At 70.5% G+C, this 13901-nt stretch carries 16 protein-coding genes; 14 read left to right on the top strand and 2 right to left on the bottom strand.

Annotated elements, in window-relative coordinates; genetic code table 11:
• Positions 1 to 5: 5 nt before the first annotated feature.
• Positions 6 to 551, top strand: a complete 546-nt coding sequence (gene rimM, locus ACZZ9K_RS03990) for a ribosome maturation factor RimM (protein WP_171907871.1) — start codon at positions 6 to 8, stop codon at positions 549 to 551.
• 5 nt (positions 552 to 556) lie between these two features.
• Complete coding sequence (gene trmD, locus ACZZ9K_RS03985) at positions 557 to 1249, top strand: tRNA (guanosine(37)-N1)-methyltransferase TrmD (protein WP_027465882.1); 693 nt, start codon at positions 557 to 559, stop codon at positions 1247 to 1249.
• A gap of 149 nt (positions 1250 to 1398) precedes the next feature.
• Here trmD and map read toward each other — a convergent pair whose 3' ends face one another.
• Entirely contained in the window at positions 1399 to 2190 is a 792-nt protein-coding gene (gene map / locus ACZZ9K_RS03980) for a type I methionyl aminopeptidase (RefSeq protein ID WP_463443374.1), read from the bottom strand.
• A 168-nt stretch (positions 2191 to 2358) separates the two neighbouring features.
• On the opposite strand from map, the gene rplS reads away from it, so the two are divergent.
• The 9 genes from rplS (at position 2359) to ACZZ9K_RS03935 (ending at position 9377) form a co-directional block, all read left to right on the top strand.
• The gene (gene rplS / locus ACZZ9K_RS03975) at positions 2359 to 2715 is read left to right on the top strand and encodes a 50S ribosomal protein L19 (RefSeq protein ID WP_017888254.1); all 357 of its coding nucleotides are present in this window, start codon (positions 2359 to 2361) and stop codon (positions 2713 to 2715) included.
• A 122-nt stretch (positions 2716 to 2837) separates the two neighbouring features.
• On the top strand, positions 2838 to 3581 hold the full coding sequence (gene lepB / locus ACZZ9K_RS03970) for a signal peptidase I (RefSeq protein WP_027465880.1): 744 nt from the start codon (positions 2838 to 2840) through the stop codon (positions 3579 to 3581).
• Complete coding sequence (locus ACZZ9K_RS03965; RefSeq protein ID WP_463443373.1) at positions 3578 to 4285, top strand: ribonuclease HII; 708 nt, start codon at positions 3578 to 3580, stop codon at positions 4283 to 4285. The genes lepB and ACZZ9K_RS03965 overlap by 4 nt, the downstream gene beginning before the upstream one ends.
• A gap of 45 nt (positions 4286 to 4330) precedes the next feature.
• Positions 4331 to 4654, top strand: coding sequence for a DUF2469 family protein (locus ACZZ9K_RS03960; protein WP_017888251.1), 324 nt, complete (start codon positions 4331 to 4333; stop codon positions 4652 to 4654).
• A 117-nt stretch (positions 4655 to 4771) separates the two neighbouring features.
• On the top strand, positions 4772 to 5122 hold the full coding sequence (locus ACZZ9K_RS03955; protein ID WP_017888250.1) for a histone-like nucleoid-structuring protein Lsr2: 351 nt from the start codon (positions 4772 to 4774) through the stop codon (positions 5120 to 5122).
• Between the two features lie 164 nt (positions 5123 to 5286).
• Complete coding sequence (locus ACZZ9K_RS03950; protein ID WP_035808666.1) at positions 5287 to 5664, top strand: YraN family protein; 378 nt, start codon at positions 5287 to 5289, stop codon at positions 5662 to 5664.
• A complete protein-coding gene (locus ACZZ9K_RS03945) occupies positions 5661 to 7184 on the top strand; it encodes a YifB family Mg chelatase-like AAA ATPase (RefSeq protein ID WP_138803668.1) in 1524 nt (507 codons plus the stop codon). Before ACZZ9K_RS03950 ends, ACZZ9K_RS03945 begins: the two co-directional genes overlap by 4 nt.
• On the top strand, positions 7184 to 8419 hold the full coding sequence (gene dprA, locus ACZZ9K_RS03940; protein WP_463443372.1) for a DNA-processing protein DprA: 1236 nt from the start codon (positions 7184 to 7186) through the stop codon (positions 8417 to 8419). Before ACZZ9K_RS03945 ends, dprA begins: the two co-directional genes overlap by 1 nt.
• A 25-nt stretch (positions 8420 to 8444) precedes the next feature.
• The gene (locus ACZZ9K_RS03935) at positions 8445 to 9377 is read left to right on the top strand and encodes a tyrosine recombinase XerC (protein ID WP_463443371.1); all 933 of its coding nucleotides are present in this window, start codon (positions 8445 to 8447) and stop codon (positions 9375 to 9377) included.
• A gap of 70 nt (positions 9378 to 9447) precedes the next feature.
• Here ACZZ9K_RS03935 and ACZZ9K_RS03930 read toward each other — a convergent pair whose 3' ends face one another.
• Complete coding sequence (locus ACZZ9K_RS03930) at positions 9448 to 10005, bottom strand: murein hydrolase activator EnvC family protein (protein ID WP_463443370.1); 558 nt, start codon at positions 10003 to 10005, stop codon at positions 9448 to 9450.
• 261 nt (positions 10006 to 10266) lie between these two features.
• On the opposite strand from ACZZ9K_RS03930, the gene ACZZ9K_RS03925 reads away from it, so the two are divergent.
• The 3 genes from ACZZ9K_RS03925 to tsf all read left to right on the top strand — a co-directional run bounded on the left by ACZZ9K_RS03925 (position 10267) and on the right by tsf (position 13865).
• A complete protein-coding gene (locus ACZZ9K_RS03925) occupies positions 10267 to 11709 on the top strand; it encodes a sugar porter family MFS transporter (RefSeq protein WP_463443369.1) in 1443 nt (480 codons plus the stop codon).
• 322 nt (positions 11710 to 12031) lie between these two features.
• A complete protein-coding gene (gene rpsB, locus ACZZ9K_RS03920; RefSeq protein WP_027465874.1) occupies positions 12032 to 12949 on the top strand; it encodes a 30S ribosomal protein S2 in 918 nt (305 codons plus the stop codon).
• 88 nt (positions 12950 to 13037) lie between these two features.
• A complete protein-coding gene (tsf, locus tag ACZZ9K_RS03915) occupies positions 13038 to 13865 on the top strand; it encodes a translation elongation factor Ts (RefSeq protein WP_027465873.1) in 828 nt (275 codons plus the stop codon).
• The last annotated feature ends 36 nt before the right edge of the window (positions 13866 to 13901 follow it).

The raw sequence follows: 13901 nt of genomic DNA, 5'->3' as shown, positions 1-13901 counted from the left end.
TCCGGGTGGGTCGAATCACGAAGGCGCACGGGCTCAAGGGCGGCATCAAGCTCGAGCTCTACACCGACGACCCGGATCGTCGGTTCACCCCGGGCGCCACCTTCACGCTCCAGGTCCCCGACGACTCACCGTGGTCGGGCAAGACCCTCGAGCTGGACGAACTCCGCTGGTACAACGGTCACCCCGTCGCGTTCTTCGCCGGGATCGACGACCGCACCGCGGCCGAGTCCCTGGCGCGCATCATCCTCTGGGTCGAGCAGGACGCCGACGCCGAGACCGGTGAGGACGACGCCTGGTACGACCACCAGCTCGTCGGGCTCAAGGTCCTGCGTGACGGCGTCGAGGTCGGCACGGTCGCCCGTGTGGACCACATGCCCGCCCAGGACCTGCTCGCGATCGACACGCCGTCCCGCGGCGAGGTCCTCGTGCCGTTCGTCTCGGCCATCGTGCCGGCGGTCGACATCGCGGCCGGCACCGTCACGGTCACGCCGCCGCAGGGACTGTTCGAAGACCCCGAGGACACCTCACGCCCCGAGACGGTCACGGACTAGTCGCCGTGCGGATCGACATCGTCACGATCTTCCCGGAGTTCTTCTCCGTGCTCGACGTGTCCCTGCTCGGCAAGGCCCGCTCCGGCGGTCTGCTCGACCTGCACGTGCACGATCTGCGGTCCTGGACCACCGACCGGCACCGCACCGTCGACGACACGCCGTACGGCGGTGGCGCCGGCATGGTGATGAAGCCGGAGCCGTGGGCCCAGGCACTCGAGGCGCTCTTCCGGCCCGACGGCTCGTCGACCCTGGTCGTCCCGACGCCGGCCGGCACGCCCTTCACGCAGTCCATCGCGCGGTCGCTCGCGTCGACGTCGGAGCACCTCGTGTTCGCCTGCGGGCGGTACGAGGGCATCGACGCCCGCGTCTTCGAGTGGGCGTCGTCGCGCGCCACCGTCGTCGAGCTCTCGCTCGGCGACTACGTGCTGAACGGCGGCGAGGTCGCGGCGATGGCGATGATCGAGGCCGTCGGTCGACTCGTCCCCGGCGTCGTCGGCAACCCCGAGTCGCTGGTCGAGGAGTCCCACGAGGACGGTCTGCTCGAGTACCCCTCGTACACCAAGCCCGCGTCGTGGCGCGGCCTCGACGTCCCCGACGTCCTGCTCAGCGGGCACCACGCCCGCGTCGGTGCCTGGCGGCACGAGCAGCAGCTGGAGCGGACGCGGCGCGTCCGTCCGGACCTGCTGCCGCCTGCCTGACCGGCTCGTGCGCTTGTCCGCTGGACGATTTTCGGGCTGAGCGACACTCCTCGCGGTTCGTTCCGCGTGAACTGTCGCTGAGCACGAAACCCGGCCCCGCCGGGTCTGCCTGGAGGCGCGGGGCGGGCCCGCACCGTGCCTCCCGTCCGTCAGACGGTCGGGTCGGCGCGCTGGGCGCGACGCAGGGTCAGGACCTCGGGGCCGGCCTCGGTGACCGCGACCGTGTGTTCGACGTGCGCGGCACGGGAACCGTCGACGCTGCGCAGGGTCCAGCCGTCGTCGTCCTGGTAGAGCTCGTCGGTCGTCTGCATGAGCCACGGCTCGATCGCGACGACCAGCCCCGGTCGGAGCTTCAGGCCGCGACCCGGACGGCCGTCGTTCGGCACGTGCGGGTCCCCGTGCATGGTGCGACCGACGCCGTGCCCGCCGAACTGCAGGTTCACGTCGTGACCGGCCTGGTGTGCGACGTGACCGATGGCGTGCGAGACGTCGCCGAGCTTGTTGCCGGGAGTCGCCTGGGCGATGCCGGCGGCCAGCGCTCGCTCGACCGTGGCGATCAGGGCCTGGTCCTCGTCGCGCGGCGTGCCGACCTGGACGCTGACGGCGGAGTCCGCGACCCAGCCGCCCACACTCGCGGCGAAGTCCAGGCTCACCAGGTCGCCGTCCTGCAGGGTGTGGTCGTGCGGCAGGCCGTGCAGGGCCGCGTCGTTGACCGAGGTGCAGAGGTTCTTGCCGAACGGCGACATGCCGAACGACGGGTGGTAGTCGACGTAGCAGCTCTCCGCCCCGCGTTCGGCGATCATCCGGGCCGCGACGCGGTCGAGGTCGAGCAGGTTGACGCCGACGTCGACGGTCTCGAGCAGCTCGTCGAGGACGTCGGCCACGAACCGGCCGGCGACGCGCAGTCCGTCCAGCTCGGCGGGGGTGCGGAGTTCGATCATGGGTCCATCCTCGTCGTTTTGTCTCCCGCGCTCTCTGTGGCAGTATTGAACGCTGTGCCCTGGCTGGACTCTGCCACGGGGGAGTCGCCGACACCGGGCACGCACCACCACTTTCCGAACCTTCGATCCGCGGCGACCCGTGCGCGTCCGCAGAGAGTGAAACCCACCATGAGCCAGCTCCTCGACAACGTCGACGCAGCATCGCTGCGTACCGACGTTCCGGACTTCCGTCCCGGCGACACCATCAAGGTGCACGTCAACATCATCGAAGGCACGCGCTCGCGTATCCAGGTCTTCCAGGGAGTCGTCATCGGCCGTCAGGGCCACGGCATCGGCGAGACCTTCAAGGTCCGCAAGGTGAGCTTCCAGGTCGGCGTCGAGCGCTGGTTCCCCGTGCACTCGCCGATCATCGACCACATCGAGATCGTCACCAAGGGTGACGTCCGTCGTGCGAAGCTCTACTACCTGCGCGAGCTCCGCGGCAAGGCGGCCCGCCGCAAGATCAAGGAGAAGCGCGACGCCTGATCGCCTTCACAGTGAACGTCCGCGAGCCGGACGACGCTGCGAGCCCCTCGTCCATGTACGGTTGTGCATCGACGGGGGGCTCTTCCCATTGCGGGGAGTCAGTGGTTCGAACGAGAGCGGAAATGACGGACACGACAGAGGATTCCGGGCGCAGGCCACGTGCCGAGAAGCAACGGAACGGTGTCCTCACATTCCTCCGCGACCTCGTCATCATCTTCATCGCGGCACTGCTCGTGTCGTTCCTGGTCAAGACGTTCCTGATCCGGTCGTTCTACATCCCGTCGGCGTCGATGGAGAACACGCTGCAGATCAACGACCGGGTGATCGTCAACGAGCTCGTGCCCGGCGCCGTGGCGCTGAAGCGGGGAGACGTCGTCGTGTTCAAGGACCCGGGCGGCTGGCTCACCGGCTCCGAGGTGCCGAGCGTCACGCCGGACACCCAGCCCGCCAAGGCCATCGACTGGGCCCTGACCCAGGTCGGTCTCGGCACCGGCGACAGCGACGACCACCTGATCAAGCGCGTCATCGGTCTGCCCGGTGACAAGGTGTCCTGCTGCAACGACCTCGGACAGATGTCGGTGAACGGTGTGCCGATCAAGGAGCCGTACCTGAAACTCCCCGCCGGCGCCCCGGCCTCGGCGACCGACTTCTCGGTCACCGTGCCGAAGGGCACCATCTGGGTGATGGGCGACAACCGGAACGACTCGAAGGACTCCCGGTACAACGGGGACACCCCGTCGAAGGGCTTCGTCCCGATGTCCGACGTCACGGGCCGCGCGTTCGTCATCTCCTGGCCGGCGAGCCGCTGGACGTGGCTCGACGACCACCCCGAGGTGTTCGCCGGGGTGGAGGAGCGCGACGAGTGACCGCCGTCCGTCCGTCGCTCCGGCTCGAGAAACGTCTGCTCGCCGAGGGCCGCGTGACGGTCATCGGCATGGACGAGGTCGGCCGTGGCGCCATCGCCGGTCCGGTCGGCGTCGGTGCGGCCGCGGTGACGCTCGACATCGGTCGTGTGCCCCAGGGACTCGCTGATTCCAAACTGCTCTCCGAAGCGCGCCGCACCGACCTCGTGCCCGTCGTGCAGCGCTGGGCACGCACCGCGGTCGGCATGGCATCGGCGGACTTCGTCGACCAGCAGGGCATCGTCCCCGCCCTCGGCGCAGCGGGTGCGCAGGCGCTCGGCTCCCTGGTCGCCGACGGGGTGTCGCTCGACGGCGCCGTGGTGGTGCTCGACGGCTCGTTCGACTGGTTGAGCCGCGCCCTGCCCGCGTCGCTCCGTCCGGCCGCCGATCCGCTCGAGGTCGTCGTCCGGGTCAAGGCCGACCGCGACTGTGCCTCGGTGGCCGCGGCGTCGGTGGTGGCGAAGGTCGCCCGTGACGCGCTCATGATCTCGGCGCACGACGAGGCTCCGCACTACGGGTGGGTGTCGAACAAGGGCTACGGGTCGACGGCGCACTACGATGCGATCCGGACGATCGGGGCGCACGCGCTGCACCGGAAGTCCTGGTTGCACCAGGCCTCGAGCGTCGCACTGGACGGCTTCGACGAACTCGACGCCGTCGCGGGTTGAGTCCGTCGTCCGCTCGGGCCTGGGTCGCCGTAGACTGTGGGCGCAATGGATGAGGACGAATTCGACGACTACGACCGCGAGGTCGAGCTGGCCCTGTACCGCGAGTACCGAGACGTGGTGTCGCAGTTCCGTTACGTGGTCGAGACGGAGCGCCGTTTCTACCTGGCGAACGAGGTCGAACTCGTGCGCCGTGACACGGAGCACGACTTCTACTTCGAACTGACGATGAACGACGTCTGGGTCTGGGACGTCTACCGTTCCGACCGGTTCGTCAAGGGTGTCCGGGTACTCACGTTCAAGGACGTGAATGTCGAGGAACTCACGACGCGGGAACTCGAACTGCCGAAGGAACTCGCACTCGACGAGTGATCGTCAATTTACTTTCTTCTGCTTCTTTCTGGGTGAATCGCCGCTGATCCGGACCGGCGGTGAATTGTTCGCGCTATTCTGATGGGGATATAACCGCCCCACGAACAGGAGCACCCCATGGCACAGAAGGTCACCGTCCAGCTCGTCGACGACCTCGACGATTCCCCCATCACCACCGGTGAAGGTCGGACGGTCGAATTCGCGTTCGACGGCTCGTCGTACGAGATCGACCTGTCGAACGACAACGTCGACAAGTTCCGCGAGGCGATCTCTGATTACATCGCCGCAGCGCGCAAGGTCTCCGGTCGTCGCACCGGCGGCGGTTCCGCCCCGAAGTCCGCCCCGAAGCGTGGCAACTCGGAAGAGCTCGGCAAGATCCGCGAGTGGGCCAAGGAGAACGGGTACGAGGTCTCGTCCCGCGGCCGCATCTCGACGCAGGTGCAGGAAGCCTACGCAGCAGCGCACTGACGCTCGTCGCAGCAGGACCCGGGTGATCTCGATCGCCCGGGTCCTTCTTCTTTCCTCCACAGAGGGCAATTCGGCCGTGCTGATTCCACAGACTCTCCGACTCCGCCGATCGGGGCGTTCGTTCCGGAGATCGTTGTCGTGGAGGCAACGACATGGAACAAGACGTGCAACGTCCACCGGGGCGGTCGCTCCGGAACGGTCGACTCGGACGATTCGGTGAAGAACGAGCGGTGGTCTGGCTCGAGGCGCGGGGATTCCGCGTGCTCGAGCGGAACTGGCGGTGTGCCCGCGGCGAGATCGACATCGTCGCGTGGGATTCCTGCACGCTCGCCTTCATCGAGGTGAAGACCCGTTCCGGTGCCGCCACCGGTCACCCGTTCGAGGCGATCACGGCGGCGAAGCTCACCCGGATGCGACGACTCGTGCCCGAGTGGTTCGACGCGCATCCCGAGGTCTCGGCGCGCGCGGTCCGGGTGGACGTCGTCGCGGTCCACGTCGACGGTCCCCGCACCGTCGTCGAGCACCTGGCGGGTGTGCTGTGACGGGCATCGGTCGCGCTGCCGCGGTCGCGCTCCTCGGGGTCACCGGTCGCCGCATCGAGGTCGAAGCGCACCTGACCAGTCAGCTCCCGGCGTTCAGCATCATCGGTCTGCCGGACACCTCACTGGGAGAGGCACGGGAACGCGTGCGATCCGCGGCGGCGAACGCGGGGTGTCCGCTGCCCGCACGCCGGATCACCGTGAACCTGACCCCGGCGGCGATCCCGAAGCGCGGTTCGGGGTTCGACCTCGCCATCGCGATGGCCGTGCTCGCCGGAGCCGGTCTCGCGCCGGACGTCTCGGAGCGCATCGTCTACATCGGCGAGCTCGGCCTCGACGGGCGGGTGCGTCCGGTTCCCGGGGTGATCCCGATGCTGGTCGCCGCGCGCGACGCCGGTGCGGACCGCGTGGTGCTGCCCGTCGGCAACCTGACCGAGGCCCGCGTGGTCGGTGGGGTGCGGATCAGCGGCGTGGACTCGTTGCGGGCGGCGGCGATCGACGCCGGGGCGCTCCTGCCGGCGGTCGAGGTCGATCCGGTGCTGCCGGTCCCGGTCACGTCGGTGCCGCGTCCCGTGGCCGAGCTGTCGGACGTCGTGGGGAACCCGGTCGGCGTCCGAGCGCTCATCGCCGCGGCGGCCGGGGGACACCACGCACTGCTGCTCGGGCCACCGGGCGCGGGCAAGACCATGCTCGCCGAGCGGCTGCCCGGGTTGCTGCCCGACCTGGACGACGAGACCGCGCTCGAGGTCGCCGCGGTCCGGTCCGTCGCCGGTCTGGGTCCCGCCTCGTGGAGCACGAAGCCACCGTGGGAAGCCCCGCACCACTCCGCATCGGCGGTCTCGCTCATCGGCGGCGGGTCGGGGGTCCTGCGCCCCGGAGCCGTGTCGCGCGCCACCGGCGGCATCCTGTTCCTCGACGAGGCGCCGGAGTTCCCGCGGGCCGTGCTCGACGCGCTCCGGCAGCCGCTCGAGTCCGGTCGGATCACGATCCACCGTGCGGCGGGCGCAGCCGAGTTCCCCGCACGCTGCCAGGTCGTCCTGGCGGCGAACCCCTGCCCGTGCGGCAACGCCGGTGGTGCGCACGGGCAGCCGTGCGAGTGCTCGCCGAGCACCGTCCGCCGGTACCTCGGCCGGATGTCGGGGCCACTGCTCGACCGGATGGACATCCGGGTCCTGGTGCCCCGGGTGACGACGGGTCGGATGCGGGACGCGGACGGCAGCACCCCGACGACGGCGGTCGCGCGTGCGGCGGTCGCGGCAGCCCGCGCCCGGATGGCGGAGCGCCTGCACGGGACGGGATGGTCGCGCAACGCCGAGGTCACCGGGGCGTGGCTCCGGGCCGAGGGGCGCATCGAACCGGGTTCGACGGCAGACCTCGACCGCGCACTCGACCTCGGCACCCTGACGATGCGCGGCTGGGACCGCGTGATGCGACTGGCGTGGACGCTCGCCGACCTCGACGCGGCCGAGCGGCCCACGGGTGCGCACGTCCGCGGCGCCCTCGCGTTGCGGAGCGCGCTGTGATGCCGGCAGGCACGGAACTCCTCGACACGGTGGCGCGCCTGCTCGGGCCGAGCGGTGCGGCGGTCGACCCGGTGCAGGCCGCGGCCCGCGTCGCCTGGTCGGCCGTCGTCGAACCGGGCGACTCCGTGGCCGGCGAGCTCCTCACCGGACTCGGACCGGAGCGCGCGCTCGGTGCGGTGCTGCTCGCCGCTGAGAAGGACTTCGATTCGCTACTGGGATGCTGCGTCGACGCCGAGGTGCCGGGCGCCGAGGACCCCGCGGTGCTGCTCGGGGTGCTGCAGACCGCGGTGGAACGGTGGCGGCCCCGATTGGCCGCCGTCGAGGTGGGCGACGTGCTCGCGGCGGCCGGTGCGGTCGGAGCCGGTCTGCTGGTCCCCGGGAGCGACGGGTGGCCGTCGGCGATGGACGACCTCGGGCCGCACGCCCCGGTGGTCCTCTGGACGCGCAGCTCAGGGGCGCACCTCGGCGACGGGATGCCGGCGCTCGGGGTCGTGGGGTCCCGGGCGAACACGGTGGCCGGTGCCGAGGCCGCGGCGGAGATCACCTCGACGGCGGCGGACGCCGGGTGCCGCATCGTGAGCGGGGGTGCCTACGGCATCGACGCGGTGGCGCACCGTGTCGCCGTCGCCGCCGGAACGCCCACCGTGGCGGTCCTGGCCGGCGGCATCGACCAGCTCTACCCGGTGGGGAACGCGCAGTTGCTCCACAACGTCGCTCGGCAGGGGGCGTTGCTCGCCGAGTCGGCACCGGGGACACGACCGACGCGGTGGCGCTTCCTCGCCCGGAACCGCCTGATCGCTGCGCTGGCCGACGTCACGGTCGTGGTCGAAGCAGGCGCCCGATCCGGGGCGCTCAACACGGCCCACCACGCCGCACAGCTCGGCCGGCCCGTGTTCGCGGTGCCGGGAGCGTTCGCGTCCTCGGCCTCGGTGGGGTGCCATCGACTCATCGCACAGGGGCGGGCGCAGATCGTCGTCCACCCCGGGGATCCGGCAGCGGCGGCGAGGCCCGCGAACGGGACCAGCGGGGGAGCGGTGCCGGACGAACCGCTCCTGTCCGGCAGGCAGGACCCCGAGGTGCTCCGGGTGCTCGACGCGCTCGGCCGTCGCGCCCTGCCCGAGGCCGAGATCGCCCGCCGGGCCGGGATGTCGACGTCCGACGTCGCCGACGCGCTCGCGCTTGCACAGCTGCAGGGACTCGTCGTCGCCAGCGGCGGCGGGTGGGGTCGGGCATGACGTCCGGTCGCCGTACGCTGGCGTCGTGGTTGCGCGGACGGACGGTCGACTCGTGGTGGCGGTGGACGCCTTCCTCGGGCACGCCCGGCACGCGCGGGGCCTCAGCGAGCAGACCCTCCGCGCGTACGCCAACGACCTCGAGCAGCTCGTGGCGTTCGCGGACGGTCGCGGCATCGACCGCGTCGCCGACGTCGAGCTCGAGCTCCTGCGTGACTGGCTGTGGGACGCCGACCACCGGGGGCTCGCCCGGTCGACCATCGCTCGGCGGTCTTCGTCCGTGCGGGCGTTCACGCGTTGGGCGAGCGTGACCGGGGTGACGGCGTCCGACGCCGGGGTCCGGCTCCGCGCCCCGAAGGGTGGGGCACACCTGCCTCGCGTGGTGTCGGCCGACCAGGTGCGCGCCCTGCTCGACGGACTCGGGGGCCGGGCGGCGACGGACGACCCGACGGCGCTGCGGGACCTGGCCCTCGTCGAGCTCCTCTACGCGGCGGCCATCCGGGTCAGCGAACTCGTCGGGATCGACGTGACCGACGTCGATCGCGGACGCTTGACCGTGCGGGTGCTCGGCAAGGGCGGCAAGGAACGCGTGGTGCCGTTCGGGGTTCCGGCGCGGGACGCACTCGAGGCGTGGCTCGAGCGCGGACGGCCCGCACTCGCCGCACGGACGGAGGGGCCCGTAGGCACGGCGCTGTTCCTCGGCGACCGTGGTGCCCGCCTCGGCGTCCGCAGTGCCTACCGCGTGGTGGCCCGGTTGCTCGGTGACCTGCCGGGCGAGGGCCCGAGCGGCCCGCACACCTTCCGGCACACCGCGGCGACGCACCTGCTCGACGGGGGAGCGGACCTGCGCGCGGTGCAGGAACTCCTCGGCCACGCCAGCCTCGGGACGACGCAGATCTACACGCACGTGTCGTCGGCCCGGCTGCGTGAGGTCTACCGGACGGCGCACCCGCGCGCCTGACCCTGCGCCGACGTGCGTCCGGTCCGGTTCCGGTCGGTTCCCGGTCGGTTCCGGTCGCGGTCGGCTCCGTTCACCCGGGCCAGGCCGACTCGGGCAGCAGCACCGGCCACTCGGCCGGTGGCAGGTACGCCATCGGGTCGACGTAGCGACCGTCGACCCGAGCACCGAGGTGCAGGCACGGCGCGGACTCCGGACAGTGCCCGACCGAGACACGCCCGACCGGAGCACCCTGCACGACCTCGTCCCCGGCGGCGACCAGGGGTGTCACCGAGTCGAGCGTGCTGACCAGCCCGTCGCCGTGGTCGATCGTCACGACGGTGCGGCCACCGACCGCGCCGGCGAACGCCACGGTGCCGTCGTCCACCGCCGAGGCAGTGGTGCCGAGGGCGGCCGGGACGTCGATGCCCCGGTGTCCGGCGGCGTAGTCCGAGGACGGTGCTTCCCACGCGCGCTCGACCACCCGCGATCCGGTGGGCCAGACCCAGCGAGCCTCGACCCGGCCCGGCTCGGTCGCACTGCCCACCGACGCCCCGGCTTCCGTCGACGGCGCGGCACCGAACACCATCGTCCCGCTCAGCACCGCCGCGCACACCACGGACAGCAGGACGGGACGTGCGCTCGATCGCATGTCCCCAGCCTGGGCAGTGGAACCCGGCCACGGGGCGGACGGGGGGCGATCTGTGGAGGGGGAGTCGCGCCTCCAGGCCTGGGGAGGAACGCGCCCGCCCGACCGCGCGCCGTCCCGATCACGCCCCGGTTATGACCAGATCCTGAGCGAGGAGTACAGTCGGGGCCGCTCCGGAACACGCAACGCCGCTCGGACGGCGAACCAGCCGACCGCCGGGGCACCGTGCTGCACACCGGCACGGCGGCAGAACCCAGGAGCATCGTGTCCACCACGACCACCGGGCACGGCGGAGACCGTGCGTTCAAGGGGAAGGTCACCCTGTTCGCCATCGCGGCGGCGGTCGGTGGCTTCCTGTTCGGCTTCGACTCGTCCGTCATCAACGGCGCCGTCGACGCGATCAAGGGCGAGTTCAACCTCTCCGACGCGGCCAGCGGCTTCGCCGTCGCCTCGGCCCTGATCGGCTGTGCGTTCGGCGCCTACTTCGCCGGCCGCCTCGCCGACCGCTACGGCCGCACCCGGATCATGTTCTGGGCCGCCGTGCTGTTCTTCGTCTCCTCGATCGGTTCGGCGTTCGCGTTCGCGACGTGGGACCTCGTGATCTGGCGTCTCGTCGGCGGTCTCGGCATCGGTACCGCCTCGGTCATCGCACCGGCGTACATCTCCGAGGTCTCCCCGAAGGCGATCCGCGGGCGGCTGGCCTCGTTCCAGCAGCTGGCGATCACGCTCGGTATCTTCGCCGCGCTCCTGTCCGACCAGCTCTTCGCCGTCACCGCGGGCAGCGCCTCGGCCGAGGTCTGGGGTCTCGCTGCCTGGCGCTGGATGTTCCTGGTCGGGGTGATCCCCTCGGTCGTCTACGGCGTCCTGGCGATCACGCTGCCGGAGTCCCCGCGCTACCTGCTCACCAAGGGTCGGGCTGACGACGCGCGCGTGGTGATGGGCAAGATCGTCCCGCGCGACACCGTGAACACGAGTCTGGAGGAGATCCAGGACGGCATCGAGAAGGAAGCCAACGAGAAGAAGGGCTCCATCCGGGGCAACCGCTTCGGGCTCCAGCCGATCGTCTGGGTGGGCATCATCCTGGCCGTGCTGCAGCAGTTCGTCGGCATCAACGTGATCTTCTACTACTCGACGACGCTCTGGCAGGCCGTCGGGTTCAAGGAGGAGGACTCGTTCCTCATCTCCACGATCACCTCGGTGGTCAACGTCGCCGTGACCTTCATCGCGATCTTCCTGGTCGACAAGGTCGGCCGCAAGCCGCTGCTCGTCGCCGGTTCGGCGGGCATGTTCGTCTCGCTCACCATGGTCGCCATCGCGTTCTCGCAGGCGACGATCGTCGACGGCAGCCCGAGCCTCCCCGGCTCGTGGGGCGTCATCGCGCTGATCTTCGCGAACCTCTTCGTGGTGTCCTTCGGTGCCACGTGGGGTCCGCTCATGTGGGTGCTGCTCGGCGAGATGTTCCCGAACCGCATCCGCGCCACCGCGCTGGGCATCGGCTCGGCCGCCAACTGGATCGCGAACTTCATCGTCACGATCTCGTTCCCGGTGCTGTCCGGCTTCAACCTGACGGTCACCTACGGCATCTACGCGCTGTTCGCGTTGCTGTCGCTGTTCTTCGTCATCGCCAAGATCCCGGAGACCAAGGGCCGCTCGCTCGAGGAGATGGGCATCTCCGCCGACGGCGACACGGTGGACGCCAAGGCCTGATCGGCCGGTCGCGCACCGCGTCCGTTCCGCACGGATCGCCGGACAGGAGGCCCGGATCACGTCAGCCGCGAGGCGCGCGTGATCCGGGCCTCCCTTCTGTTAGCATCTATCCAGCAGCGTGCTGATGCGCGCTGACTTCGCGTGTCCACCAAGCCCTCACGGGCTCGGTACCCGACCACCGGTCCCGCTCTCACGAGCGGGCGGTCGCGTGCCAGGACACCAGGGACCACGACCGACGGTCGTGATCGACACAACCGCAACAGGTCCGCAGCGACGTGCGAGAGCACGGCTGCGCGCCGAGAACACAGAAGGAGGACGGCACATGGCCGTCGTCACCATCCGCCAGCTGCTCGACAGCGGCGTCCACTTCGGACACCAGACCCGTCGGTGGAACCCGAAGGTGAAGCGCTTCATCCTCGCCGAGCGCTCGGGCATCCACATCATCGACCTGCAGCAGTCGCTGGCCTTCATCGACCGCGCGTACGACTTCGTCAAGGAGACGGTCGCGCACGGTGGCACGATCCTCTTCGTGGGCACCAAGAAGCAGGCCCAGGGCTCCATCGCCGAGCAGGCGACCCGCGTCGGCCAGCCGTACGTCAACCAGCGTTGGCTCGGCGGTCTGCTCACGAACTTCCAGACGGTCTCCAAGCGCCTCGCGCGCATGAAGGAGCTCGAGGAGATCGACTTCGACGACACGACGAAGGGCTTCACCAAGAAGGAGCTCCTCATCAAGAAGCGCGAGCTGGACAAGCTCCACAAGACCCTCGGTGGTATCCGCAACCTCACGCGGACCCCGAGCGCGCTCTGGATCGTCGACACCAAGAAGGAGCACCTCGCCGTCGACGAGGCGCAGAAGCTCGGTATCCCGATCATCGGCATCCTCGACACCAACTGCGACCCCGACGAGATCACGTACCCGATCCCGGGCAACGACGACGCGATCCGCTCCGTCGGCCTCCTGACCCGCATCGTCGCCGACGCCGCGGCCGAGGGCCTGAAGACCCGCCACAACGGTGGCGACGAGGACGAGGCCAGCGAGCCCCTCGCCGAGTGGGAGCAGGAGCTCCTCGGTGGCGAGACCGCCGCCACGACCGAGGCGCCCGCCGCCCCCGTCGAGGAGAACGACGCTGACGCGCAGGTCGCCGCGAAGGAGATCGGCGAGCCGATCGCCGACGAGGCGAAGAACGCGGAGCCGACGGCCGAGGCCGAGGCAGCCGCGGAGACCACCCCCGCCGAGTGAGTCGCCGGGGCGCCGGACCCCACCGGGTCCGGCGCCCCGACTGCACTCCACTCTCCACACACGTACAGTCCAGAAAGGACTCCAGTCAATGGCAAACTTCACCGCTGCTGACGTGAAGAAGCTCCGCGAGGACCTCGGCGCCGGCATGATGGACGCGAAGAACGCGCTCGTCGAGGCCGACGGCGACTACGACAAGGCCGTCGAGCTGCTCCGCATCAAGGGTGCCAAGGCCGTCGCCAAGCGCGACGACCGTGCCACCTCCGAAGGTGTCGTCGTCGCGACCTCCGAGAACGGCGCCGCCACGGTCGTCGAGCTCGCGAGCGAGACCGACTTCGTCGCGAAGAACGAGAAGTTCACGACCCTCGCCGACAAGGTGCTGGGCGCGGTCGCCGCTGCCGGTGCCGCCGACGTCGCTGCCGCCAACGCCGCACCGCTGGACGGCAAGACCGTCCTCGAGGTCGTCAACGAGTCGGCCGCCGCGCTGGGCGAGAAGCTCGAGGTCCGCACGGTCCGCCGTGTCGAGGGCTCGGCCTTCGAGATCTACCTGCACAAGACCAGCCAGGACCTGCCGCCGCAGATCGCCGTCGTCATCGCGTACGAGGGTGACAACGCCGCCGAGGCACGTTCGATCGCGCAGCACGTCGCGTTCGCGAACCCGACGTACCTGACCCGCGACGAGGTCCCGGCCGAGGCCATCGAGAAGGAGCGTGCGACCGTCGAGGCGATCACTCGCGAAGAGGGCAAGCCCGAGGCTGCGCTCCCGAAGATCGTCGAGGGCCGGGTGAACGCCTACATCAAGCAGGTGTCGCTCCTCGACCAGGACTACGCGAAGGACAACAAGATCTCCGTCGCGAAGGCCGCCGAGAACGCCGGCATCACGATCCAGGGCTTCGCCCGCGTCAAGGTCGGCGCGTAACGAACCCGTGACGGGGTCAGGAACCAACCAGGTTCC

The sequence above is a fragment of the Curtobacterium sp. AC268 genome (assembly GCF_979258745.1).
The sequence above is the reverse complement of the archived record's forward strand: the minus strand, read 5'-3'. Positions and strand labels throughout refer to the sequence as shown.

What these genes read in the sequence shown, in the direction of transcription:
- tsf (WP_027465873.1), top strand. Translation starts at nt 13,038, where the DNA reads ATGGCAAACTTCACCGCTGCTGACGTGAAGAAGCTCCGCGAGGACCTC.
- dprA (WP_463443372.1), top strand. Translation starts at nt 7,184, where the DNA reads ATGCCGGCAGGCACGGAACTCCTCGACACGGTGGCGCGCCTGCTCGGG.
- lepB (WP_027465880.1), top strand. Translation starts at nt 2,838, where the DNA reads ATGACGGACACGACAGAGGATTCCGGGCGCAGGCCACGTGCCGAGAAG.
- ACZZ9K_RS03930 (WP_463443370.1), bottom strand. Translation starts at nt 10,005, where the DNA reads ATGCGATCGAGCGCACGTCCCGTCCTGCTGTCCGTGGTGTGCGCGGCG.
- ACZZ9K_RS03960 (WP_017888251.1), top strand. Translation starts at nt 4,331, where the DNA reads ATGGATGAGGACGAATTCGACGACTACGACCGCGAGGTCGAGCTGGCC.
- ACZZ9K_RS03955 (WP_017888250.1), top strand. Translation starts at nt 4,772, where the DNA reads ATGGCACAGAAGGTCACCGTCCAGCTCGTCGACGACCTCGACGATTCC.
- rpsB (WP_027465874.1), top strand. Translation starts at nt 12,032, where the DNA reads ATGGCCGTCGTCACCATCCGCCAGCTGCTCGACAGCGGCGTCCACTTC.
- map (WP_463443374.1), bottom strand. Translation starts at nt 2,190, where the DNA reads ATGATCGAACTCCGCACCCCCGCCGAGCTGGACGGACTGCGCGTCGCC.
- rplS (WP_017888254.1), top strand. Translation starts at nt 2,359, where the DNA reads ATGAGCCAGCTCCTCGACAACGTCGACGCAGCATCGCTGCGTACCGAC.